The sequence below is a fragment of the Streptomyces sp. NPDC059166 genome, from assembly GCF_042755185.1.
GTDB lineage: Bacteria > Actinomycetota > Actinomycetes > Streptomycetales > Streptomycetaceae > Streptomyces.
Map to the genome: position 1 here is coordinate 1 of NZ_JBHZCI010000053.1, position 23,558 is coordinate 23,558.

A 23,558-nucleotide genomic window follows, 5' to 3' on the forward strand; every position below is an offset into this window, starting at 1 on the left:
CGCATCGACCTGCCGCAACGCAGCGTCCATGTAGCGCCCGGCGAGTTGTTCGTGGTGCCGCGGGGTGTACAGCATCGAACAGCGGCCGAGGGCGGCCGCCCCTCCTCGCGCGTACGCCCCGGTCAGAGGGCGAGGTGCCTGCGCAGAGCCGTGTCGATCTCGGTCAGACGCTGCCGGGGAACAGCGCCTACGCGCCGGAGAAACCGCTCGTGAGCCATGGCACGCACCTGCTCGCACTGCACCTTGGAGTCCCTGGGCATGCCTGACTCGTCGGCGCGCAACAACACCTGGAAGGGGTAGACACGGGTGGTGTTCGAGGTCAGCGGCACGACCGTCACCACACCCCGGCCGGTCCGCGCCACCACCGCGTTCGCGCCGTCGTTGGAGATGATCACGGAAGGGCGGGCCTTGTTCGCCTCGCTGCCGCGTACCGGCTCGTAGTCGACCAGGTAGATGTCACCGCGCTTCATCGGTGAGTCCGTCCCCCGAGAACCGGTCCCAGAACGCGGCGTCCTCGCTCGCGTCCCACTCGGCGAAGGCCGCGTCGTAATCAGCCTCCAGGTTGGCGGCACGCAGCGCCTCGATGGCCGCGTGTATGACCGCGGACCGCGAATCCGCGTCGGTCTTCGCGGCGTACTCGTCGACGAAGGCGACATCCTCCTGCGGCAGGCTCACACTGATCTTCATACTCCGATGCTACCACCGGTAGGAATGCCTTGCCTACCGGTGGCGCCCGGACGGTGGCCCCCGGTGCGTGAGGCCCGCCGGGCGGTCCATGCGCCCCGGCCGAAAAGGGACATCGCGTTGCGCCCACCCCACGTGGAAGGATGGCGAAAAACGTCGCACTGCAAGGAGATGACCGCGTGCCTGGCACGAATCTGACCCGCGAAGAGGCACAGGAGCGGGCGCGCCTGCTGACCGTGGACGCGTACGAGATCGATCTCGACCTCTCCGGCGCACAGGAGGGCGGCACCTACCGGTCCGTCACCACCGTGCGCTTCGACTCCGCCGAGGAGGGCGCCGAGACGTTCATCGATCTCGTCGCCCCGGCGGTCCACGACATCGTGCTGAACGGCAAGGACCTGGACATCGCCGCCGTGTTCCGGGACTCCCGGATCGCGCTGAAGCACCTCCGGGCCGGCGCCAACGAGCTCAAGGTCGTCGCCGACTGCTCGTACACCAACACCGGTGAGGGCCTGCACCGCTTCGTCGACCCGGTCGACGAACAGGCCTACCTCTACACGCAGTTCGAGGTGCCGGACGCCCGCCGGGTGTTCGCGAACTTCGAACAGCCCGACCTCAAGGCAACCTTCCGCTTCACCGTGAAGGCGCCCGCCGGCTGGACGGTGATCTCCAACTCGCCGACCCCCGAACCGAGCGGCGACGTCTGGTCCTTCGAGCCGACCCCGCGCATCTCCACCTACATCACGGCCCTCATCGCCGGGCCGTACCACTCGGTGCACAGCAGCTACGAGCGCGACGGCCGGACGGTCCCGCTCGGCATCTACTGCCGCCCCTCGCTCGCCGAGTACCTGGACGCCGACGAGATCTTCGCCGTCACCCGGCAGGGATTCGACTGGTTCCAGGAGAAGTTCGACTACGCGTACCCCTTCGCCAAGTACGACCAGCTCTTCGTCCCGGAGTTCAACGCCGGGGCGATGGAGAACGCCGGTGCGGTCACCATCCGCGACCAGTACGTCTTCCGGTCGAAGGTGACGGACGCGGCGTACGAGACGCGGGCCGAGACCATCCTGCACGAGCTGGCCCACATGTGGTTCGGCGACCTCGTCACCATGGAGTGGTGGAACGACCTCTGGCTGAACGAGTCGTTCGCCACCTACACCTCGATCGCCTGCCAGGCCGACGCCGAGGGCTCGAAGTGGCCGCACTCCTGGACGACGTTCGCCAACTCCATGAAGACCTGGGCGTACCGGCAGGACCAGCTGCCCTCGACGCACCCGATCATGGCGGACATCCAGGACCTCGACGACGTCCTGGTGAACTTCGACGGGATCACGTACGCCAAGGGCGCCTCGGTCCTGAAGCAGCTCGTGGCCTACGTCGGCAAGGACGCGTTCTTCAAGGGCGTGCAGGCCTACTTCAAGGCGCACGCCTTCGGGAACACGCGTCTGTCGGACCTGCTGGGCGCGCTGGAGGAGACCTCCGGCCGTGACCTGAAGACCTGGTCGAAGGCGTGGCTGGAGACGGCCGGGATCAACATCCTGCGCCCGGAGATCGAGACCGACGAGAACGGCCACGTCACCTCCTTCGCCGTGCTCCAGGAGGCCCCGGCGCTGCCCGCCGGCGCCAAGGGCGAGCCGACGCTGCGCCCGCACCGGATCGCCATCGGCTGCTACGACCTGGACGAGGCCGGCAAGCTCGTCCGCACCGACCGGATCGAGCTGGACGTCGACGGCGAGCGCACCGCGGTGCCCTTCCCGGCAGAGAAGGCCCGCCCCGCTGTCGTCCTGCTCAACGACGACGACCTGTCGTACGCGAAGGTCCGCCTCGACGAGGAGTCCCTGCGCGTGGTGACCGGGCACCTGGGCGACTTCACCGAGTCCCTGCCCCGGGCGCTGAGCTGGGCCTCCGCCTGGGACATGACGCGCGACGGCGAGCTGGCCACGCGTGACTACCTGGCGCTGGTCCTCTCGGGGATCGGCAAGGAGTCCGACATCGGCGTGGTGCAGTCGCTGCACCGCCAGGTGAAGCTCGCCCTGGACCTCTACGCCGCCCCGGAGTGGCGGGAGGCCGGCCTGAACCAGTGGACCGAGGCCACGCTCGCGCACCTGCGCGCGGCCGCCCCCGGCAGCGACCACCAGCTGGCCTGGGCACGTGCGTTCGCGGCGACGGCCCGCAGCCCGCTGCACCTGGACGTGCTGCAGTCGCTGCTGGACGGCACCCAGGAGATCGAGGGCCTCGCCGTCGACACCGAGCTGCGCTGGGCGTTCGTGCACCGCCTCGCCGCGACGGGCCTCATCGACGAGGAGGAGATCGCGGCCGAGTACGAGCGTGACCGGACGGCCGCGGGCGAGCGCCACGCGGCGTCCGCACGCGCCGCCCAGCCGTCCGAGGAGGCCAAGGCCGAGGCGTGGGCATCGGTCGTCGAGTCGGACAAGCTGCCCAACTCCCTCCAGGAGTCGGTCATCACGGGCTTCGTCCAGACCGACCAGCGTGAGCTTCTCGCTCCGTACACGGAGAAGTTCTTCACCGCGGTCAAGGAGGTCTGGGACACCCGGAGCCACGAGATGGCCCAGCAGATCGCGGTCGGCCTGTACCCGTCGCTCCAGGTCTCCCAGGAGACCCTGGATGCCACCGACGCCTGGCTGGAGTCCGCACAGCCCAGCGCGGCGCTGCGCCGCCTGATGTCGGAGTCCCGCTCGGGCGTGGAGCGCGCGCTGCGCGCCCAGGCGGCGGACGCCGCGGCGGCCACCGCGTAGCGGTCCGGCGCAGGCACGCGTGAAGGGGGCACCCCGGCCGGGGTGCCCCCTTCGTCGCCTTCGCGGGCGGTGCCCACGTGTGGAAACCGCCCGGCGGGCAGGCGCCGGGGCGCTGCCGCCCGCCGGGCGGGAGTCGGGGGGTCGCGGTGGATCAGGCCACCGATTCCTCGTAGCGGCGGGTCAGCGCGAGGGCGCCGGCCTCGGTCGGTGTGCCGTGCAGCCGCATCCGGGCCACCCCGCCGTCGGGGAAGGCGTCGAGGCGGACGTGGGTGACGACGGCCTCCGCGTCCAGGACGAAGCGGTGGACGGTGTCGGGCTGGAGGCGGGTGCGCGGGATGATCTCGAACCACTCGCCGTCCTCGCCGTCGCGGCCCTGGAGGCTGATCCAGCCCGCCGAGTTGCCCTTGAGGTAGGCGGTGTCGATCTCCACGGCGCGTACCGCGCCCTGGGCGGGCAGGCGGAAACGCACCCAGTCGTTGGTGTCGCGTACGCGGCGCCGCCGGTTCTCCCAGCCGTCGTCCATCTTGCGGGAGGTACCGGGCAGGATGATCTGGGCAGGCGAGGAGTAGAAGCGGTCCGATGCGTCCTCGTACATGCCGCCGTTGAGGATCGAGATCAGGTCGATCGTGCCGAGCGCGGCGATCCAGGCCGGGTCGGGCACGACCTCGCCGTGCACGCGGAGGCGGGCGATGCCGCCGTCGGGGTGCTGGCAGAGCCGGACGTGGGTGTAGCGGCGGTCACCGGTGATCTCGAAGGCGTTGGCCGCGTGTCCGCGCACGGGCGTCGGCGGGACGATCTCCTCCCACTTCACGTCGTCCGCGAGGAGCTGCTCGGGGCCCGGGGCGCCTTCGACGGCGGTCGCCTGCACGGAGACGCGCTGCGGGTAGTTGCCCCGGAAGTGGGCGGTGTCGACGATCAGGCCGCGGATGATGCCGGGGGCACCGAGCCGGACGATCGCCCAGTCGTGCTCTCCCGGCGCGGGGAAGGGGTGGTCCGCGTCCGCGCCGCGGCGGCGGCGGGTCTCCCAGCCGTCCATGATCTTGCCCTTGTGGCCGAAGCGCTCGGGGTCGAAGACGGCGGGCTCACGGATCAGCAGGTTCTCGCGCTCGGCGAAGAACTCGTCGTTGGCCGCGATCACGCCGGCACCGAGGCGGCGGTCCGCGAGGTCCACGAGCTCGGTGAAGGAGAGACCGGTGGCGTGGCGGTAGTCGGCGTAGGGGTCGCCCCCGCCGTAGGGGGCCGCGTCGTTCGCGTGGGGGTCGGAGTCCTGGAATGCGGTCTCGTTCGCGTCGGTGGTCATGTGACGACTGTGGTGCACCAGGACCTGTCAGGTCCATCGAAAGTTTTCGTACAGTTCCTTCAGTTCTGCTGAACGATTCTCGTGGCGGAGCCCTGGGCGGCCGTCCGGGCCACCCGCTGGAGCGCCGCCAGTACCCGCTCCACCGCGGGGCCCCGCTCCGCGCCCTGCCGGACGGCCGCCACCACATGGCGCTGCGGACGGTCCGACTCCAGGACCCGCATCGCCACCCCGCCGCCGCAGCGGTCGGCCGCGGACGCCATCCGGGGCACCAGGGCGACACCCATCCCGGCCTCCACCATGGCCAGGATCGCCGTCCAGCCCGAGGCGCTGTGGGCCTGCTCCGGCACGAAGCCGGCCGCTTCGCAGGCGGCGGTGGTGATCTCCGACCAGGGGCCCGAGCCGCCGAAGATCCAGGGCTCGGAGGCGAGGTCGGCGAGCCTGAGGCCGGGAGCCCCGGCCAGGGGATGATCCGCCGGCAGTGCGACGTCCAGGGGATCGGCCAGAAGCGGCAGCAGCGTGAAGCGGGGATCGCGGGCCGTGGGGGCGTGCGCCGCCAGGGAGAGAGCCAGGTCCACGTCCCCGGCGGACAGGAGCTCGTAGGCCTGCGCCGCCTCCGCCTCCCGTACCCGCACCTCGGGCCCGGGCCGGTCGTCCGTCCGCAGCAGGCGCACGGCGGGGACCACGAGGGCGGGCACGGCCGTGGAGAAGGCCCCGACACGCACCAGGCCGGCCTCGCCGCGCAGATAGCCGGTCAGCTCGGCGTCGGCCCGCTCCAGTTGCGCGAAGACCGCCTCGGCGTGACGCAGCACGAGGTGCGCGGCGTCGGTGAGCCTGACCCGGCGGCCCTGCGCCTCCAGGAGCGGCACCCCGAGCTGTCTGGAGAGGTTGGTGAGCTGCTGGGAGACGGCGGACGGGGTCATGAGCAGGACCTCTGCCGCGGCGGTGACGGTGCCCCGGTCGCGCAGGGTGCGCAGGATACGGAGCTTCTTGACGTCCCACTCGGTCATGGGCGAGAACCTACCCGGCCTCCGGACATGCCGGTGCGCCGCGCGGTACGTCGTACCGCGCGGCGCACTCGGGGAGCAGCTGACTAGGCCCGCTTCTTGGACTTGTCGAGCACCATGACCAGGCCGATGATCACGGCGAACAGCACCAGCGGCAGTGCGACGTAGAGACCGAGGGTCTCCATCACGTTCAGGCCGGGGCCCGGGTCGTCACCGTCGTCGCGGGTGAGTGCGAGCGCGGGGGACGACATCAGCAGCATCATCAGCGTCGTACCGGCCGCGACGGCGCCGGCGCGCATAGCGTTCTTCTTGTCCACGGTGCAAACGTAGCGAACGCCTACGAGGGGCGCGCGCCCGGGGGTGCCGTAGGGGACGCGCCGCCCTCGGCCATGACGGCCATCAGCCGGTGCAGCCTGGGCGAGGCGGTGATCTCCTCCAGGGTGACGGGGAGGCCGTCCGCGTCGGCGACGGGCAGGCGCCAGTTGGGGTACTGGTCCCAGGTGCCGGGGAGGTTCTGCGGACGGCGGTCGCCCACGGTGTCCGGCAGCCAGACCCCCGTCATACGGGCCGGGGTGCTCAGCAGGAAGCGGTGCACCGCGCGTACGGCCGCCTCCTCGTCCCCCTCGCCCTCGGGCAGCAGCCGGAGTCTCGCCAGGTAGGCCAGCCACTCGGCGGTGTCGGCGGCGTCCGTGGCCGCCTCCTGCTCGAGGTCGCCGGCGAGCAGGCCCAGGCGGTGGCGGAGCGTCACGTGCTCGCCCGTCAGCCGGGCGGCCGTGGACGGCAGGTCGTGGGTGGTCGCCGTGGCCACGCAGTCCGCACGCCACTGCTCCGGTCGCAGGGGGCGGCCGGTGCCGCCCCAGTCGCGCTCGAACCAGAGGACGGACGTGCCGAGCACCCCGCGCCGGGCGAGTGCCTCACGCACACCGGGCTCGACGGTGCCGAGGTCCTCCCCTATGACGACGGCGCCCGCCCGGTGCGCCTCCAGGACGAGGACCGCGAGCATGGCTTCCGCGTCGTGGCCGACATAGGCGCCCTCGGTGGGCGGACGCCCCTCGGGGACCCACCAGAGCCGGAACAGGCCCATCACATGGTCGATGCGCAGCGCCCCCGCGTGGGCGAGGAGACCGCGCAGAAGCGCGCGGTAGGGGGCGTAACCGGACGCCGCGAGGGCGTCGGGCCGCCAGGGCGGGAGCCCCCAGTCCTGGCCGTGGGCGTTGAAGGCGTCGGGGGGCGCGCCGACGGACATGCCGTGCGCGAAGGCGTCCTGCTGCGCCCAGGTGTCCGCGCCGTCGGGGTGCACACCGACGGCGAGGTCGTGGACGATGCCGACGGCCATCCCGGACTCCCTCGCGGCGCTCTGCGCCGTGGCGAGCTGGGTGTCGGTGAGCCAGGCCAGCCGGCAGTGGAAGTCGACCCGGCCCAGCAGGTCCGCGCGGGCGCGCGCGCTCTGCGCGGAGCGGGGGTCCCGCAGCCCTTCCGGCCAGGAGCGCCAGTTCGGGCCGTGCACCTCGGCGAGGGCGCACCACAGGGCGTGGTCCTCCAGGGCCTGTCCCTGTTCGGCGAGGAAGTCGCAGTAGGCGGCGCGGCGTCCGGGCGTCAGCGGGACCTCGTGGATGAGCTCCAGGGCCTGCCTCTTGAGCTCCCAGACCGCGTCCCGGTCGATCAGCGCGCCCTTGTTCAGGACGGCCTCCCGGAGCGCCGCGGCCTCCTGCCGCAGGTCGTCGAGGGCCGCCCTGCCGGGCTCGTCGACGTGCCCGTACTCGGGGATCGACTCGATGTGCAGATGGACCGGGTCGGGGAACCGGCGCGAGGAGGGACGGTACGGGGAGGGGTCGGTCGGCCTGCCGGGGAAGGCCGCGTGCAACGGGTTGACCTGGACGAAGCCGCTCCCCTGGGTGCGCCCCGCCCAGGCGGCGAGGTCGGCGAGGTCGGCGAGGTCCCCCATCCCCCAGGAACGGGTGGAGAGCAGCGAGTAGAGCTGGACGAGGAATCCGTGTGTGCGCCCGGGCGGCTGGGGCACCCGGTCGGGGGCGACGACGAGCGTGGCGGTGGCGTGGCGCCGGTCCGGGGTGCGGGCGGTCAGCCGGTGGACGCCCAGGGGCGGTTCGGTCCACCACGCGGGGGTGACCGGCTCCTCCCCGGCGGGCGTGGGGGCGGGGAGCACCCGCATGCGGAGGGAGGTGGCCCTTCCGGTGTCCCCGGGCTCGGGGTCGACCGTCAGGACCGTGCCGGACGGGAGGGCGGTCAGAGGAGCCGGCAGCGGCTCTCCCGACCAGGCCACCACCGTCGGTGGGAGCAGCCGGGAGACCGCCGCCGATTCGGCTGCGGCGAGTGATCTCGCCACCCCTTCGGGCGTGTCGGCGTCGACGCCCAGCGCGGCGAGCACGGCGGTGACCGTGTCGTCGGGGACGGACACCGTGACGTCCGCGGAAGGGGAGAAGGAGGTGGCGACGCCGTGCAGTGCGGCGAGCCGGGACAAGCCCATTCAGACTCCTGGGGACTCCATGCCCCCTGCGGTGCCGGGTGCTGTCGGCTCGCTGGTCAGAGGGGCGACGGCGGCGAGCGGTGGCTCGCTCGTGAGGGGTGTGGCGTCGGCGAGCGGGGGCTCGCTGGTGAGCGGGGCGTCGGCGAAGACTCCTTCGCCGGTGAGGTCGGAGACGTAGGCGAGCGGGAGCTCGCTGATCATCGGGGGGACGGCCGAGGGTGTCTCGCCTGCCAGCGGATCGGGATCCGTGTGGCTCGGCACCTGTTTGGAGAGGGCGGAGAGCAGAAGCTGCGCGGATGCGGGCACGTTGGCCTCCTGGCCGTGGACAACAGGACACAGCAGGCCTACCCAACGGGAGCGCCAGCACCCGTCGACGTGACACATGCGTTATGACAACGATCCCAACGTGCCGTGGGTCACACTCCGTTCCCTCGCCTGCCTGGAATGGGCCGTTTTCGGCCAGTCGACAGTTTCCCCCCGCCTCCCACGCGCCACACCGGTGACACATCGGGCATTGACGGCGAACCGGCCACGCACATTGACACCCCCGCGCCCGGGTGGTGGGCTCGGACGTCACCGCGGGGCGAGGTCGGAACGAGGGGGCGGGCGTGCAGCTCAGGCGCAGGAGGCAAGCCACGGCCGTCGCCGTGGCCGTCATCGGTGGGCTGCTCGGCCCGGTCGCACCCGCCGCCGTAGCGGCTCCGGTCGCACCCGCCGGTTCCGCCGCGGCCACGGCGGACCGCGCCGACGACGGCCGGATCCCCTCGGTGTGGCCCCGCCCGCAGTCCATGAGGACGTCCGGCCGGCCCGTCGGCCTGGGCACCGAGGTCACCCTCCTCACCGGCCCACGGGCCGATCCGTACGCCGTGGACGCGCTCAGGGCGCTGCTGCGCGAGTCCGGCGTCCGTACCGTGCACGAGGCCCTGCCCGGCCGCGGCCCGGTGATCCGGGTCGGCGGCACCGGCGCGGACGCGGCACTGCGGGAGATGGGCGCGGCCGGGCGCGCGGACCTGCCGTCCGGCGGGTACCGGCTCGCCGTCGGTGCGGCCGGCGGCCGCCCCGCCGTCGCCCTGGACGGGGTCGGTGAGGACGGCGAGTTCCACGGGGTGCAGACCCTGCGCCAGCTGGTGAAGGGCGGCACCGTCGCCCCGGCCGTGGTCCGGGACTGGCCGGGAACGGCCGTACGCGGCATGGCCGAGGGGTTCTACGGACAGCCCTGGAGCCAGGAGGAACGGCTCGCCCAGCTCGGCTTCATGGGACGCACGAAGCAGAACCGCTACCTGTACGCGGCCGGCGACGACCCGTACCGCCAGACCCGCTGGCGGGAGCCCTACCCGGCGGACCAGCGGGCCGGTTTCCGGGCGCTGGCGCGCAAGGCCCGCGCCGAGCACGTGACACTCGGCTGGGCGGTGTCCCCCGGACAGGCCATGTGCATGGCCTCGGACGCGGACGTGCGGGCGCTGACCCGGAAGATCGACGCGATGTGGGCGCTCGGGGTACGGGCGTTCCAGCTGCAGTTCCAGAACGTCAGCTACAGCGAATGGCACTGCGACGAGGACGCGGAGAAGTTCGGCAGCGGCCCGGAGGCGGCGGCCGGGGCCCAGGCCCGCGTCGCCGGGGCGGTCGCCCGGCACCTCGACGAGCGCCACCCGGGGGCGGCGCCCCTGTCGGTGATGCCGACCGAGTTCTACCAGGACGGCGCCACCGACTACCGCGCCGCGCTCGCCTCCGAGATGGACGCCCGGGTGCAGATCGCCTGGACGGGCGTCGGGGTGGTGCCGAGGACCATCACCGGCAAGGAGCTGGCGAGCGCCCGGGTGGCGTTCCGCCACCCGCTGGTCACCATGGACAACTATCCGGTCAACGACTACGCGCAGGACCGCATCTTCCTCGGCCCGTACACCGGCAGGGACCCGGCGGTGGCGAGCGGGTCCGCCGCCCTGCTGGCCAACGCCATGCAGCAGCCCTCGGCCTCGCGCGTCCCGCTGTTCACCACCGCGGACTTCGCCTGGAACCCCAAGGGCTACCGGGCGCAGGAGTCCTGGCAGGCGGCCCTGGACGACCTGGCGGGCGGGGACCCCTCCGCGCGCGCCGCGCTGGGCGCCCTGGCGGGCAACAGTGCCGCCTCTGTGCTGGGGGGCGAGGAGTCCGCCTACCTCCGGCCCCTGATCTCCGCGTTCTGGTCCTCCCGCACGACGGGGGACCCCTCGGACCGGGCGGGACGTGACAAGGCCGCGCGTGAGCTGCGGGCCGCCTTCGGGGTGATGCGCGAGGCTCCGGAGCACCTGGGGACCCCCGCGGCCGGCCACCTGGAGGCCGAGGTGGGTCCGTGGAGCCGGCAGCTGGCCCGGTACGGCCGTGCGGGCGAACTGGCCGTGGATCTCCTGCGGGCGCAGGAGCGCGGGGACGGGGCGGCGGCCTGGCGGGCTCAGCTGGCGCTCGAACCGCTCCGCGAGGAGATCGGGGCGAGCCGGGCCACCGTCGGCAAGGGCGTGCTGGGCCCCTTCCTGGACCGGGTCCTGAAGGAGGCCGAGGCCTGGAACGGCACCGACCGCGACTCGGGCGAGGTGAGCCGCGACGCGCACGGCTACACTCTCCGGCTCGGCCGCGCCCGCCCGCTGGAGGCGGTCACCGCGCTGACCCGGCCGGGTGACTCCGCCCAGGACACCGCCCTGGAGGCCCATGTGCCCGGGGAGGGCTGGCGTGACCTCGGCCCCCTGTCGGCCGAGGGGTGGACACAGACCGCGGCGAAGGGGCTGCGGGCGGACGCGCTGCGGGTCTCGGCCCGCTCCGCGGGCCCCGTCCTCGTCGGACCGCCCCCGCCGGGGGTCACGGGTGCCGCGCCCGCTTCGCCGGGCGCTCCGGAGGTACGGGCGCTGGTGCCCTGGTTCGGGGACGAGCCCGCGGCCCGGCTCGACCTCGACCGCCCGAGGACGGACGCGGTGATCGGCGGCGGCACCCAGCGGGTGGCCGCGCGGCTGGCCGGGGGCCGGCCCGGCCAGGTGGAGGGGACGCTCAGGGCCGAGGCGCCCGAGGGCATCGAGGTGAGAGTGCCGGAACGGACGGCCGTCACCGGCGGCTCGCGTGCCGACGTCCCCGTGGAGATCAGCGTGCCGGCCGGAACCCCGGCGGGCACGTACGAGGTTCCGCTGAGCTTCGCCGGGCAGCGGAGCACCCTCACCGTACGGGCCTTCCCCCGCACGGCGGGGCCCGACCTCCTCCGCACGGCCAGGGCGTCCTCGTCGGCGGACGAGACGCCCGACTTCCCCGCCGCGGCGGCCTCGGACGGCGATCCCCGGACCCGCTGGTCCTCACCGGCGGAGGACGGCGCCTGGTGGCAGGCGGAGCTGGCCGCGCCCGTGCGGCTCGGCCAGGTCGTGCTGCACTGGCAGGACGCCTACGCCGGCCGCTACCGGATACAGGTCTCCCGCGACGGCCGGAACTGGCGTACGGCGGCGACCGTGCGGGAGGGCTCGGGCGGCCGCGAAACGGTCCGGATGGACGCGAAGGACACCCGCTTCGTCAGGGTCCAGGGCGACGAGCGGGCCACGGAGTACGGGTACTCGCTGTGGTCGGTCGAGGCGTACGCCGTCGCGGAGAAGGCCCCGGATCCCCGCTGAGGCCACCGCGCAGAGGATCCGGCCTCGGGCTGAAACCCCGCCGAGGGCACCTCTCCGGGGATCCGGCATCAGGCTGACACCCCGCTGAGGCCACCGCGCAGGGGATCCGGTATCAGGCGGAGACGCCGTCGATCCGGGCCATCACGTCGTCCGCGCCGAACGGCTGCAGGTAGGGCAGCCAGCGCGGGTCGCGGTGGCCGGTGCCGATGATCCGCCAGGCCAGTCCGCTGGGCGGCGCGGGCTGGTGGCGCAGCCGCCAGCCCAGTTCGGGCAGGTGGCGGTCCGCCTTGACGTGGTTGCAGCGGCGGCAGGCCGCCACCACGTTGTCCCATGCGTGCAGACCGCCGCGACTGCGCGGGATGACGTGGTCGACGCTGGTCGCGGCGGCGCCGCAGTACATGCAGCGTCCGCCGTCCCGGGCGAAGAGCGCCCGGCGCGTGAGGGGGACGGGCCCCCGGTAGGGGATGCGCACGAACCGCTTGAGGCGGACGACGCTGGGGGCCGGCACGGCGCGGGTGGCGCTGTGCATGAAGGCGCCGGACTCCTCGAGGCAGACTGCCTTGTTCTCGAGGACGAGGACGAGAGCGCGGCGCAGGGGTACGACGCCGAGCGGCTCGTACGAAGCGTTGAGAACCAGGACGTGCGGCACGTGTCTGCCTCCTTGTACGCCGGCGACGCGTGGCTCGCGCCGGGACGATCCGTTCCAAGTCTCTCCTCATGCCTGGTCCGAGCGCCACCACGTGCGGGTAACGGGCCGAAGGGATTTTCCTCACCCGGGGCGCCGTACGGGACCGTCCGCCCGTGAATGCCGCCCGGGTGGGGCGTCCGGTGCCGCGGCGGGGACGGGCGGTCGCCCTGTGGCACCGGGTGAGACGCGTATCTCTCCCGTCATCGGCAACGAACCGCCCTCCCGGCTTCGTTACTGTTGTTGGTCTGCCGTCGCCCAGCTGGAGGTCCCCGTCGTGCCCCTGTCCGCCCTTCTGTCCGCGGCTCCCTCACCGGGGGGCGGCGGTTCGCTGGACGAAGCCGCCGAGCGGGCCGGCAACGCCGCAGGCTGGGTCGAGGAGAACTGGTCCACCTGGCTGAACACCGGCCTCCGCATCATCTTCATCGCGGCGATAGCGATCGTCCTGCGCTATCTGATCCGGCGCGCCCTCACCAACCTCATCGACCGGATGAACCGCAGCGCCCAGGCGGTGGAGGGCACGGCCCTCGGCGGGCTGCTGGTCAACGCGGAACGCCGCCGCCAGCGCTCGGAGGCGATCGGTTCCGTACTCCGCTCGGTCAGCTCGTTCGTGATCCTCGGTACGGCGGCCCTGATGATCCTGGGCGCCTTCCAGATCAACCTGGCCCCGCTGCTGGCCTCCGCGGGGGTCGCCGGTGTGGCGCTGGGCTTCGGCGCGCGCAACCTCGTCACCGACTTCCTCTCGGGCGTCTTCATGATCCTGGAGGACCAGTACGGCGTCGGCGACACGATCGACGCGGGGGTGGCCTCCGGTGAGGTCATCGAGGTGGGCCTGCGGGTCACCAAGCTGCGCGGCGACAACGGCGAGATCTGGTACGTCCGCAACGGCGAGGTGAAGCGGATCGGCAACCTCAGCCAGGGCTGGTCCACGGCGGGCGTCGACGTGACGGTCCGCCCCGGGGAGGACCTGGAGCTGATCCGCAAGGCGATCGCCGGGGCCGGAGAGACCATGACCAAGGAAGAGCCCTGGTCGGAGCGGCTCTGGGGCCCGGTGGAGATCCTCGGCCTGGACCAGGTGCTGCTGGACTCGATGACCGTGCGGGTGACCGCGAAGACGATGCCGGGCAAGTCGCTGGGCGTCGAGCGCGAGCTGCGCTGGCGGATCAAGCAGGCGCTGGACGCGGCCGGTATCCGGATGATCGGCGTGGCCCCCCTCCAGGCGGAGGGCGAGTCGGTGGCCGACCCGACCGCGGCGATGGCGGCGCCCTCGGCGTACGCCTCGACGACCTCGCCGCAGTCGCTGGCGGCGACGCCGATACCGCCGCCGACGAACCTGAACAAGTAGGAGCAGCGCGCCGGAGGGGCGCCCCGCGAAGCAGAGCCGCGGGGCGCCCCTCCGCGCATGCCCCGGCGCCTCGTACGGCGTTCCGGCAACTGCGTGGCCGTGGGCCATTGACGTGCGGGGGAGGCGCGTCCTACCGTCCTCTCACCGAATAGGAAAGTTTCCTAACAGAGGGCAGGTGCGTCGCTCATGGCCGGAACCACACCGGGAACCCCGCGTGTACTGCGCGCCATGAACGACCGGGCCGCGCTCGACCTGCTCGTCGCCGAGGGGCCGCTCACCCGCACCCGCATCAGCGAGCTGACCGGCCTGTCGAAGCCGACCGCCTCCCAGGTGCTGGCGCGGCTGGAGGAGGCGGGGCTGGTGCGCTCGACGGGAAACCAGAGCGGCCGCCCCGGCCCCAAGGCGGTGCTCTACGAGATCGATCCCGCCGCCGCCCACGTCGCCGCCCTGTCCGTCGGCCCCACGGGCATCGACGCCGTCGTCGCCGACATCACCGGCACGGTGGTCGGCTCGCGCCGGGTGGAGGCGGACGCCGTGGCGGAGGACGTCCGGCACCGCACCGCACAGCTCGTCGCCGAGGCGGTCGACGGCGCGCTGGAAGGGACCGGGCTCGGGCACGACGACCTCGCCGCCGTGGTGGTGGGCACTCCGGGCGCGATCGATCCCAGGACGGGGCAGCTTCGCTACGCCCCCCACCTGCCGGGCTGGCACTCCCGGACCCTGCTCGCCGACCTCGCCGAGGTGGTCGGCAGGCCGGTCGTCATCGAGAACGACGTGAACCTCGCCGCCCTCGCCGAACAGCACGAGGGCGCCGCCCAGGACCACGACCACTTCGTGCTCGCCTGGCTCGACGAGGGTGTCGGCGCCGCCATCGTGCTCGGTGGTGTCCTGCTGCGCGGTGCCACCGGCGGCGCGGGCGAGATCGGCTACATGCCGCTGCCGGGGGCGCCCCTCGCCCGGGGCGGCGAGGCCGACTGGGCGGGCCCCGACGCGGGGGGCGGTTTCCAGAGCCAGGTGTCCTGCCCCGCCGTACGCGACCTCGCCGGCGGCCGGCCACTGGCCGAGGCGCTGGCCGACGAGGCCGTGCGCGACCAGGTCGCGGCCCGGCTGGCGACCGGACTCGCCGCCGTGGTGGCGGTCATAGACCCCGAGCTGGTCGTCCTGTCCGGCCGGGTGGCCCAGGCCGGAGGCGAGCCGCTCCGCGAACGGGTCGAGGCCGAGATGTCCGGTCTGGCCCTGCCCAGGCCGCTGCTCCGCGTCAGCGACGTCGACGGCGACCCCATCCTGACCGGGGCGCTGCGCACCGCCCTCACCCAGGCGCGGGACAGCGTCTTCGACACGATCTGACCGCTCCCCCGGCCTCGCGGACCCGTGCCCGGTGGCTCCCGCGGCACCGCCATGCCCGCCGCGCCCTCCCCTGATCCCCCGATCCCGTTCCTGCGCTCCATCCCCTCCCCCGTTAAGGAAGTCCGACATGGCGCGATGGCACATCCGTACCCGTGTGCCCGTGGCACTCGGCGCGGCGGCACTGCTCCTGGCCGGCTGCGCGAACCCGAGCACCGGCAGTGACACCGACGACCCGACCAAGCCGGTGACGCTCAAGTTCTGGCACGGGTGGTCGGCCCCGAGCGAGGTCAAGGCGATCAACGAGAACATCGCCCGCTTCGAGAAGCTCCACCCCAACATCCACGTCGTCGCCACCGGCAACGTGAGCGACGAGACGATCAACCAGGCCCTGCGGGCCGGTGGCGGGGACGCGCCCGACGTCGTCACGTCGTTCACCACCAACAACGTCGGCCAGTACTGCTCCTCCGGCATGTGGGCCGACCTCGACCCCTTCCTCAGGAAGAGCGGGATCGACAAGGCGAAGGTCTTCCCGAAGACCCTGCTGGACTACACGCGGTACGAGGGTGTCCAGTGCGCGACGCCGTTGCTCGCCGACGCGTTCGGCATGTACTACAACAAGGACGCCTTCGAGGAGGCCGGGATCAGCCGGCCGCCGCGCACCGTGTCCGAGATGAAGGCCGACGCGGTCAAGCTGACGAAGAAGCGGAAGGACGGTTCGCTGGAGCGGGCAGGCTTCATGCCGAACTTCCAGCTCTACCAGAACTCCCCCGACCGGATGTTCGCCCAGTGGGGTCCGAAGTACTTCGGCTCCGACGGCAAGGCCCGGCTCGCCGAGGAGCCCGCGACGGAGAAGTTCTTCACCGCGATGCGCGAGCTCTCCGACGCCCAGGGCGGCTACCGCGCCATGGAGAAGCTCCGGGCCGGCTTCGGCGACGAGATGTCCTCGCAGAACGCCTTCCTGACCGGCAAGGTCGCCATGCATCTGGACGGTGAATGGCGCGGGCTGATGCTCGACGACGCCAAGGCGAAGTTCGACTGGGGTGTGGCCCCGCTGCCGGTGCCCGACGACCAGGCGGACACCTACGGGCGCGGCTATCTCACCGGCACCGTCGCCGGCATCGCGCACAGCAGCATGCACCAGAACGCGGCCTGGGAGCTGGTGAAGTACCTGACGATCGACACCGACGCGGTCGTCCACTTCGCCAACGCCATCCACAACGTGCCGTCGACGTTCGACGCGCTGAAGTCCCCGGACCTGGACGCCGATCCGTCGTTCCGGGCCTTCATCGAGATCGCGCAGAACCCACACAGCCAGGCCGTACCGCCCTCGAACAACGGCGGTCAGTACATCACCTCGTTCGGGGACTTCTCGCAGTCCGTCGAGGCCGGCAGGACCAAGGACCTCCACAAGGCCCTGAAGGAACTCGACGAACAGATCGACGCCGACAACCTCCAGTCGGAAAACTGAGGAGCCGAGACATGGCACTTTCTCATCTGACCCCGGCGAAGTCCGCCGAGGGGGTCACCGGACCGGCTCCCGACGACGCGCCGCTGCGGCGCAAGCGGAACCGCGAGCGGCTGCGGACCCTGGGGTTCCTCTCCCCCTGGCTGGTCGGGTTCTCGGTCTTCTTCGGCTACCCGCTGATCGCGACCGTCTACTTCTCCTTCATGCACTACAACCAGATCAAGGCGCCCACCTTCGTGGGCCTGCGGAACTGGCGCTACGTGCTGGAGCAGATGCCGCTGTTCGGCCCGGCCCTCTGGAACACCCTGTGGCTGGTCGTCGTGATGGTGACGCTGCGGGTGGTGTTCGGCCTCGGGATCGGCCTGCTGATCACGAAGATCAAGACGGGGGTAGGGCTGTTCCGCACCGCCTTCTACATCCCGTACCTCGCCCCGCCCGTCGCGGCGACGGTGGCCTTCGTCTTCCTCCTCAACCCGTCCACCGGACCCGTCGACGAGATGCTCTCGTGGGTCGGCCTGGACGGCCCGGGCTGGTTCAACGACCCGAACTGGTCGAAGCCCTCGCTGGTGCTGCTCTCGCTGTGGGGCATCGGTGACCTGATGGTCATCTTCATGGCCTCGCTGCTGGACGTGCCGAAGGAGCAGTACGAGGCGGCCGACCTGGACGGCGCCGGGTCCTGGACGAAGTTCCGCTACGTCACCTGGCCCGCCATCACCCCGATCGTGATGTTCGCGGTGGTGACCGGCGTGGTGCAGACGATGCAGTACTACACCCAGGCCCTCGTCGCCGGGAAGCTGGCCTCCGGGGTCTCCATCGGCCCGGGCACGGTGATCCAGCCCGGCTATCCGGACCACTCCACCCTCACCGTCCCGCAGCTCGTCTACTCGATGGGCTTCCAGAACTTCAACACCGGTGCCGCCTGCGTGCTCTCCCTCGTGCTCTTCGCGATCGCCATGGGCGTCACCCTCCTGCTGATGCGCAAGAGCGTCGGCCTCGTACCGGCGGAGGACTGAGATGACCACCACCACCCTCGCGACCAGGCCGGTCGCCGCCGACCGGAGCCGCCCCAAGGGCCCGGACGCCGCCGCCCACCGCCGCAAGCGCGTCCTGAACTGGATCGCCGTCCACTCCGTGGCGGTGGCACTCGCGCTCTTCTTCGTCCTGCCGTTCGTGTTCGTCCTCCTCACCTCGGTGATGAGCGACGAGCAGGCGATGAGCGGCGACCTGTGGCCGGGCTCCTGGCACTGGGAGAACTACTCGGCCGTCTTCCACACCCCGGGCTTCCTCGACTGGTGGCGCAACTCGCTGGTGTACGCCCTGCTGGGAACGCTGTTCACGGTGTGCTCGTCGGTGCCGGTCGCCTACGCCCTGGCGAAGTTCCGCTTCCGGGGCCGCCGCACCGCGATGATCATGGTCATCTCGACCATGATGCTGCCGCCCCAGGTCGTCATCATCCCGATGTACCTGGTGTGGGCACAGCAGTTCCACCTCTCGGGATCGCTCTGGCCGCTGATCATCCCGATGGCCTTCGGCGACGCGTACTCCATCTTCCTGCTGCGGCAGTTCCTGCTCACCATTCCGCAGGAGTACATCGAGTCCGCGAAGGTGGACGGGTGCGGTGAGTTCCGCACCCTCCTGCGGATCGTCGTCCCGATGGCCAAGCCCGGTATCGCCGCCGTCGCGCTCTTCCAGTTCTTCTACTGCTGGAACGACTACTTCGGGCCGCAGATCTACGCGGCGCAGAACCCCGGCGCCTGGACGCTGAGTTACGGTCTGGAGTCGTTCAAGAGCGCGCACGCGGTCAACTGGAACCTGACGATGGCCGCGACCCTGCTCGTCATGGCACCGGTCATCATCGTCTTCTTCTTCGCACAGAAAGCCTTCGTCGAAGGCGTCACACTGACTGGAGTCAAGGGCTGATATGAAGCTCGCAGTAGTGGGTGGCGGGTCCACCTACACACCCGAACTGATCGACGGCTTCGCACGGCTGCGGGACACCCTGCCGGTGGAGGAGCTGGTGCTCGTCGACCCCGCCGCGGACCGGCTGGAGCTGGTGGGGGGCCTGGCACGGCGGATCTTCGCCAAGCAGGGCCACCCGGGCCGGATCACCACCACCTCCGACGTGGACGCCGGGGTGGAGGGCGCCGACGCGGTCCTGCTCCAGCTGCGCGTCGGCGGCCAGGCGGCGCGGAACAAGGACGAGACATGGCCCCTGGAGTGCGGCTGCGTCGGCCAGGAGACCACCGGGGCCGGCGGTCTCGCCAAGGCGCTGCGCACGGTGCCGGTCGTCCTCGACATCGCCGAGCGGGTCAGGCGCACCAACCCGGACGCCTGGATCATCGACTTCACCAACCCCGTCGGCATCGTGACGCGGGCGCTCCTTCAGGCCGGGCACAAGGCGGTCGGCCTGTGCAACGTCGCCATCGGTTTCCAGCGCAAGTTCGCCGCCCTGCTCGACGTCGCGCCGTCGGACATACACCTGGACCACGTCGGGCTGAACCACCTGTCGTGGGAGCTCGGGGTGCGGATCGGCGGCCCGGAGGGTGAGGACGTCCTGCCGAAGCTGCTCGCCGAGCACGGCGAGCGGATCGCCGGTGATCTGCGCATGCCCCGGCAGGTCATCGACCGGCTCGGCGTGGTCCCCTCGTACTACCTGCGGTACTTCTACGCGCACGACGAGGTGGTCAGGGAGCTCGGCACCAAGCCGTCCCGGGCGGCGGAGGTAGCCGCGATGGAGAAGGAACTGCTCGCCATGTACGGCGACCCGTCCCTGGACGAGAAGCCGGAGCTGCTCGCCAAGCGCGGCGGCGCCTACTACTCGGAGGCGGCGGTGGACCTGGCCGCCTCCCTGCTCGGCGGGGGAGGCCCGGCGGTGCAGGTGGTCAACACGTACAACAACGGAACGCTGCCGTTCCTGCCGGACGACGCGGTCATCGAGACGCAGGCCCGGGTGGACGGTTCGGGTGCCTCCCCGCTCGCGGTCCCCGCGCTGGACCCGCTCTACGCGGGGCTGATCGCCGGCGTCACCGCGTACGAGGACCTGGCGCTGGACGCGGCGCTGCGCGGCGGGCGGGAGCGGGTGTACAAGGCGCTGCTCTCGCACCCCCTCGTCGGCCAGTTCGAGTACGCCGAGGGCCTGACCGACCGGCTGATCGCGAACAACCGCGAGCACCTGGCGTGGGCGTGAACGCCTCGGTCCTCGCCGTCGACGCGGGCAACAGCAAGACCGACGTGGCGCTCGTCGGCGCGGACGGCACGGTGCTCTCCACCGCGCGCGGAGGCGGCTTCCAGCCGCCGCGCGTCGGCGTGGAGGCGGCGGTGGACGTCCTGGAGTCCGCGGTCCGGGAGGCCGTGGCCGCGGCGGGGGGCGGTGCCGGCGAGGTCGCGCACGTGTCGGCGTGCCTGGCCAACGCCGATCTCCCCGTCGAGGAGGAGGAGCTGGCCGAGGCCCTGTCGCGGAGGGGCTGGGGAGCCACCGTCGAGGTCCGCAACGACACCTTCGCCGTCCTGCGGGCCGCCGTGGACGAGCCCCGCGGGGTGGCCGTGGTCTGCGGGGCGGGCATCAACTGCGTCGGTATGGTCCCGGACGGGCGTACGGCACGCTTCCCGGCGATCGGGCGGATCTCCGGTGACTGGGGCGGCGGTTCCGGGCTCGCCGAGGAGGCCATGTGGTTCGCCGCCCGGGCCGAGGACGGCCGCGGGGAGCCGACGGACCTGGTGCGCACCCTGCCCGGCCACTTCGGGCTCGGTTCGGTGTACGAGCTGATAGAGGCGCTGCACCGGGAGGCGATCCCGGCCGGGCGCCGGCACGAGCTGACCCCGGTGCTGTTCGCGACGAGTGCGGCCGGCGACCCGGTGGCACGGGCCCTGGTGGACCGGCTGGCGGAGGAGGTCGTCGCCATGGCCTCGGTGGCGCTCGGCCGGCTCGGGCTGCTGGCCGAGGCGGTCCCGGTGGTGCTGGGCGGCAGCGTGCTGGCCGCGCGGCACCCCCAGCTCGACGACGGCATCGCCGGACTCCTGGCGGAACGGGCGCCGAAGGCGGTGGTGCGGGTGGTCACCGAGCCTCCCGTCCTGGGTGCGGCGCTGCTCGGACTGGACCGTACGGGGGCGCCGGCCGCGGCCCACCGGAGGCTGCGCGCCCACTACTCCTGACCCGCCGGGCCGCACCCGGTCGCACCGGGTCGTACCTGGTCGCTCCGGTGGGGGCGTCACCTGTCCGGATGACGGGTGGCGCCCTCGGTCCCGCCGCGGGAACCGATCAGTTGTCCCGATCGTGTTCATCATGGGGAGATCGATCCGGCGCGGGATCCAGGTATTCCTGGTGAATGCCGGTCCCTGCGGCCATACTTCTGGCCGGGCGCCAGTCCCCCGGCCGGGGGCCGGTGCCGACGTCAGTGACCGAGGGGGAGGTCGAGTGACATACCCGCCGAGCGGAGCCGCTCCGCCGGGGCCCGCGCCCGGCGAGACGTCCACGTCCGCCTCCGTGCCCGCGCAGCGGGGTGCCGTCCGGTCCGCGGCGGTGGGACGTCTGCGTGCCGCGGCGACGACGGAGCCCGGCAGACTGCGGATCGCCGGCGCCGTACTCGCCCTGCTGGTCGTCGTGTTCGGCACGGTGACGTCCCTGGAGGTCTCCGCGCGCGCGTCGTCCGCCGGTGACGTGGTGGAGCGCAGCCAGCCGCTGAGCGCCGACGCGGCGAGCATCTACCGTTCACTGGCCGACGCGGACACCATGGCCGCGAGCGGGTTCCTCGCGGGGGCGCAGGAACCGGCGGACGTGCACCGGACGTACGAGGCCGACATCAAGGAGGCCTCGCGGCTCCTGGTGAAGGCGGCGGGGAGCACCGACGCCTCTTCCGCGTCCCACCGGGAGATCACCACCCTGGGCGAACTGCTCCCCGAGTACACCGGCCTGATCGAGCGTGCCAGGGCGAACAACCGGCAGGGTCTCCCGCTGGGGGGTGCCTACCTCCGGTACGCCAACCAGAAGATGACCGACGAACTCCTCCCCGCCGCCGAGCGGTTGTACGCGGCGGAGACGGGCAGGCTGGCCACGGACTCCGCCGATGCGCGGCGGTGGCCCTTCCTGTCGCTGGCCACCGGGCTGCTCGCGCTGGCGGTGCTGCTGTGGTTGCAGCGGCGCGACTACCTCAGGACGAACCGCGTCTTCAACCAGGGGCTGCTCGCGGCGACGGCGGCGGCCACCGTGGTCCTGCTGTGGCTCGCGGTGGGGCACACCGTGGCCAGGACGGAGTTGCGCGGTGCGATGGTGCACGGGCAGCAGTCGCTGGACGTCCTCAACAAGGCCCGGATCGACTCCCTGAAGGCACGGGCGAACGAGAACCTCACGCTGGTGGCCCGGGGCGCGGTCCTCACCGAGGACGGCACGGACAAGTACGAGACGGACTACGGCACCGGCATGAAGGCCCTGGGCGTCCAGCTGGAGGCGGCGAAGCGGCTCGCGGGTGACGACCGCGCGGGGAGCACGCCCGTCGAGAACGCCCTCGGCGGTGTGGCCGAGTGGCAGGAGCGCCACAGGAAGGCCAGGACGACGGACGACCGGGGCGAGTACGAGAACGCCCTGAAGCAGATCATCGGGCCGAAGGACACCACGGGCGAGTCCTTCGAACAGGTCGACGACGCGCTGGAGCAGGCACTCGCCCATGAGCAGGGCGAGTTCGACGTGGCGGCCGCGGACGGCCGCGGGGCTCTCGGCGGCCTGGCCGCCGGGGCCGCCGTACTCGCCGCACTGGGTGCCCTCGCCGTGATCGTCGGGGTCAACCGCAGGCTCTCGGAGTACCGGTGAGGGGACGAGCGATGACCAGGGGGACGGACCGGACCGTACGGAGCAGGCTGCGCGGCTGGGGCGGGGTCACGGGCATGGCGGTGGCCTGCGCGGTCACCGCCTCGCTCACGCTGCTGCCGCTGGCCCACGGGGACGGCAGCTACGGCGGCCGGCCCTCGGGCCAGGGCGCGGCGTCGGCGGTGCCCGCCACGGCCACGGCGTGCGAGGACCCGGAGGCGAGCGTGCCGGCGTCGGCGGGCGGCGGTCCGAGCATCGAGAGGATCAAGGCGCGCGGGAAGCTGATAGCCGGTGTCGACCAGAACAGCTTCCAGTGGGGCTACCGGAACCCGGAGAGCCGCACCCTGGAGGGGTTCGACATCGACCTGGTGCGGGCACTCGCGCAGGACATCCTCGGCGACCCGGACGCGGTGATCTTCCGCGCCATACCGACCAACCAGCGCATCTCGGCGCTGGAGAACGACAAGGTCGACGTGGTCGTCCGGACGATGACCATCAACTGCGAGCGCGCCGGCCAGGTCGCCTTCTCCACGGCCTACTTCCAGGCCGGCCAGCAGGTGCTGGCGCCGAAGGACTCCGCGATCGACGGCTACGACGAGTCGTTGAAGGGCAAGCGGGTCTGCACGGCGGAGGGCTCCACGGCGTACGACGCGCTGAGGAAGCAGTCGTTCGGCGCGGTCTTCGAGGACGAGCACGAGGGCACCGACCGGGACCGGGACCAGCTGACGGTGCCCAACCAGCTGGACTGCCTGGTGCGGCTCCAGCTCGGCGAGGTCGACGCCGTCGTCACCGACAACGCGCTCGCCGCCGGCCAGGCGGCCCAGGACCCGGCGGTCGAGCTCAAGGGCGACGGCCCCTTCACCACCGAGTACTACGGCGTGGCCGCCAAGCTCGGCGCCGACGACCTGGTCGCACGGGTCAACCACGTGCTCGACGACTACCGCAGGGGCGGGGAGAACAGCCGCTGGATGAAGTCGTACCGCACCTGGCTGGAAGCGGGGCTGCCCGGCATAGAGGGGCCCCCGGCACCGAAGTACCGCAGCAACTGAACCCTTCCGGGCCCTGGT

At 72.3% G+C, this 23,558-nt stretch carries 19 protein-coding genes; 11 read left to right on the forward strand and 8 right to left on the reverse strand.

Features of this window, described 5'->3' with window-relative positions; all coding sequences use genetic code 11:
* Positions 1-122: 122 nt before the first annotated feature.
* A complete protein-coding gene (locus tag ACFXOA_RS29080; protein WP_385034610.1) occupies positions 123-470 on the reverse strand; it encodes a type II toxin-antitoxin system PemK/MazF family toxin in 348 nt (115 codons plus the stop codon).
* Entirely contained in the window at positions 457-687 is a 231-nt protein-coding gene (locus ACFXOA_RS29085) for a ribbon-helix-helix domain-containing protein (RefSeq protein ID WP_362549720.1), read from the reverse strand. Before ACFXOA_RS29085 ends, ACFXOA_RS29080 begins: the two co-directional genes overlap by 14 nt.
* Positions 688-863: 176 nt before the next feature.
* Here ACFXOA_RS29085 and pepN point away from each other — a divergent pair, with 176 nt between their 5' ends.
* Positions 864-3,440: an aminopeptidase N gene (gene pepN, locus ACFXOA_RS29090; RefSeq protein ID WP_385034612.1), complete on the forward strand. Its 2,577-nt coding sequence runs from the start codon at positions 864-866 to the stop codon at positions 3,438-3,440.
* A gap of 151 nt (positions 3,441-3,591) precedes the next feature.
* On the opposite strand, the gene alc is transcribed toward pepN, so the two are convergent.
* The 5 genes from alc to ACFXOA_RS29115 all read right to left on the reverse strand — a co-directional run bounded on the left by alc (position 3,592) and on the right by ACFXOA_RS29115 (position 8,535).
* Complete coding sequence (gene alc / locus ACFXOA_RS29095) at positions 3,592-4,740, reverse strand: allantoicase (protein ID WP_385034614.1); 1,149 nt, start codon at positions 4,738-4,740, stop codon at positions 3,592-3,594.
* Positions 4,741-4,799: 59 nt separating this feature from the next.
* Positions 4,800-5,747, reverse strand: a complete 948-nt coding sequence (locus ACFXOA_RS29100; RefSeq protein ID WP_385034616.1) for a LysR substrate-binding domain-containing protein — start codon at positions 5,745-5,747, stop codon at positions 4,800-4,802.
* Positions 5,748-5,830: 83 nt separating this feature from the next.
* Positions 5,831-6,043 (reverse strand): hypothetical protein, encoded by a 213-nt coding sequence (locus ACFXOA_RS29105; protein ID WP_385034659.1) that lies wholly within the window; start codon positions 6,041-6,043, stop codon positions 5,831-5,833.
* Between the two features lie 38 nt (positions 6,044-6,081).
* The gene (gene malQ, locus ACFXOA_RS29110) at positions 6,082-8,229 is read right to left on the reverse strand and encodes a 4-alpha-glucanotransferase (RefSeq protein ID WP_385034618.1); all 2,148 of its coding nucleotides are present in this window, start codon (positions 8,227-8,229) and stop codon (positions 6,082-6,084) included.
* On the reverse strand, positions 8,230-8,535 hold the full coding sequence (locus ACFXOA_RS29115; protein WP_385034620.1) for a hypothetical protein: 306 nt from the start codon (positions 8,533-8,535) through the stop codon (positions 8,230-8,232).
* Between the two features lie 302 nt (positions 8,536-8,837).
* On the opposite strand from ACFXOA_RS29115, the gene ACFXOA_RS29120 reads away from it, so the two are divergent.
* Positions 8,838-11,849 (forward strand): beta-N-acetylglucosaminidase domain-containing protein, encoded by a 3,012-nt coding sequence (locus ACFXOA_RS29120; RefSeq protein WP_385034622.1) that lies wholly within the window; start codon positions 8,838-8,840, stop codon positions 11,847-11,849.
* A 112-nt stretch (positions 11,850-11,961) separates the two neighbouring features.
* Here ACFXOA_RS29120 and ACFXOA_RS29125 read toward each other — a convergent pair whose 3' ends face one another.
* Positions 11,962-12,498 (reverse strand): HNH endonuclease, encoded by a 537-nt coding sequence (locus ACFXOA_RS29125; protein ID WP_385034624.1) that lies wholly within the window; start codon positions 12,496-12,498, stop codon positions 11,962-11,964.
* Positions 12,499-12,811: 313 nt separating this feature from the next.
* Between ACFXOA_RS29125 and ACFXOA_RS29130 the strand changes: the two genes are divergently transcribed.
* The 9 genes from ACFXOA_RS29130 to ACFXOA_RS29170 all read left to right on the forward strand — a co-directional run bounded on the left by ACFXOA_RS29130 (position 12,812) and on the right by ACFXOA_RS29170 (position 23,540).
* Positions 12,812-13,879 (forward strand): mechanosensitive ion channel family protein, encoded by a 1,068-nt coding sequence (locus ACFXOA_RS29130; protein ID WP_385034626.1) that lies wholly within the window; start codon positions 12,812-12,814, stop codon positions 13,877-13,879.
* 186 nt (positions 13,880-14,065) lie between these two features.
* Positions 14,066-15,226, forward strand: coding sequence for an ROK family transcriptional regulator (locus ACFXOA_RS29135; protein ID WP_385034628.1), 1,161 nt, complete (start codon positions 14,066-14,068; stop codon positions 15,224-15,226).
* A 127-nt stretch (positions 15,227-15,353) separates the two neighbouring features.
* A complete protein-coding gene (locus ACFXOA_RS29140; RefSeq protein WP_385034630.1) occupies positions 15,354-16,694 on the forward strand; it encodes an ABC transporter substrate-binding protein in 1,341 nt (446 codons plus the stop codon).
* A gap of 11 nt (positions 16,695-16,705) precedes the next feature.
* A complete protein-coding gene (locus ACFXOA_RS29145) occupies positions 16,706-17,704 on the forward strand; it encodes a carbohydrate ABC transporter permease (RefSeq protein ID WP_385034632.1) in 999 nt (332 codons plus the stop codon).
* Between the two features lies 1 nt (position 17,705).
* Positions 17,706-18,611 (forward strand): carbohydrate ABC transporter permease, encoded by a 906-nt coding sequence (locus ACFXOA_RS29150; protein WP_385034634.1) that lies wholly within the window; start codon positions 17,706-17,708, stop codon positions 18,609-18,611.
* Between the two features lies 1 nt (position 18,612).
* On the forward strand, positions 18,613-19,878 hold the full coding sequence (locus ACFXOA_RS29155) for a 6-phospho-beta-glucosidase (RefSeq protein WP_385034636.1): 1,266 nt from the start codon (positions 18,613-18,615) through the stop codon (positions 19,876-19,878).
* Complete coding sequence (locus ACFXOA_RS29160) at positions 19,869-20,843, forward strand: N-acetylglucosamine kinase (RefSeq protein ID WP_385034638.1); 975 nt, start codon at positions 19,869-19,871, stop codon at positions 20,841-20,843. The genes ACFXOA_RS29155 and ACFXOA_RS29160 overlap by 10 nt, the downstream gene beginning before the upstream one ends.
* Positions 20,844-21,105: 262 nt before the next feature.
* Positions 21,106-22,494, forward strand: a complete 1,389-nt coding sequence (locus ACFXOA_RS29165; protein WP_385034640.1) for a hypothetical protein — start codon at positions 21,106-21,108, stop codon at positions 22,492-22,494.
* Positions 22,495-22,505: 11 nt separating this feature from the next.
* Positions 22,506-23,540, forward strand: a complete 1,035-nt coding sequence (locus tag ACFXOA_RS29170) for a glutamate ABC transporter substrate-binding protein (RefSeq protein WP_385034642.1) — start codon at positions 22,506-22,508, stop codon at positions 23,538-23,540.
* Positions 23,541-23,558: the final 18 nt, after the last annotated feature.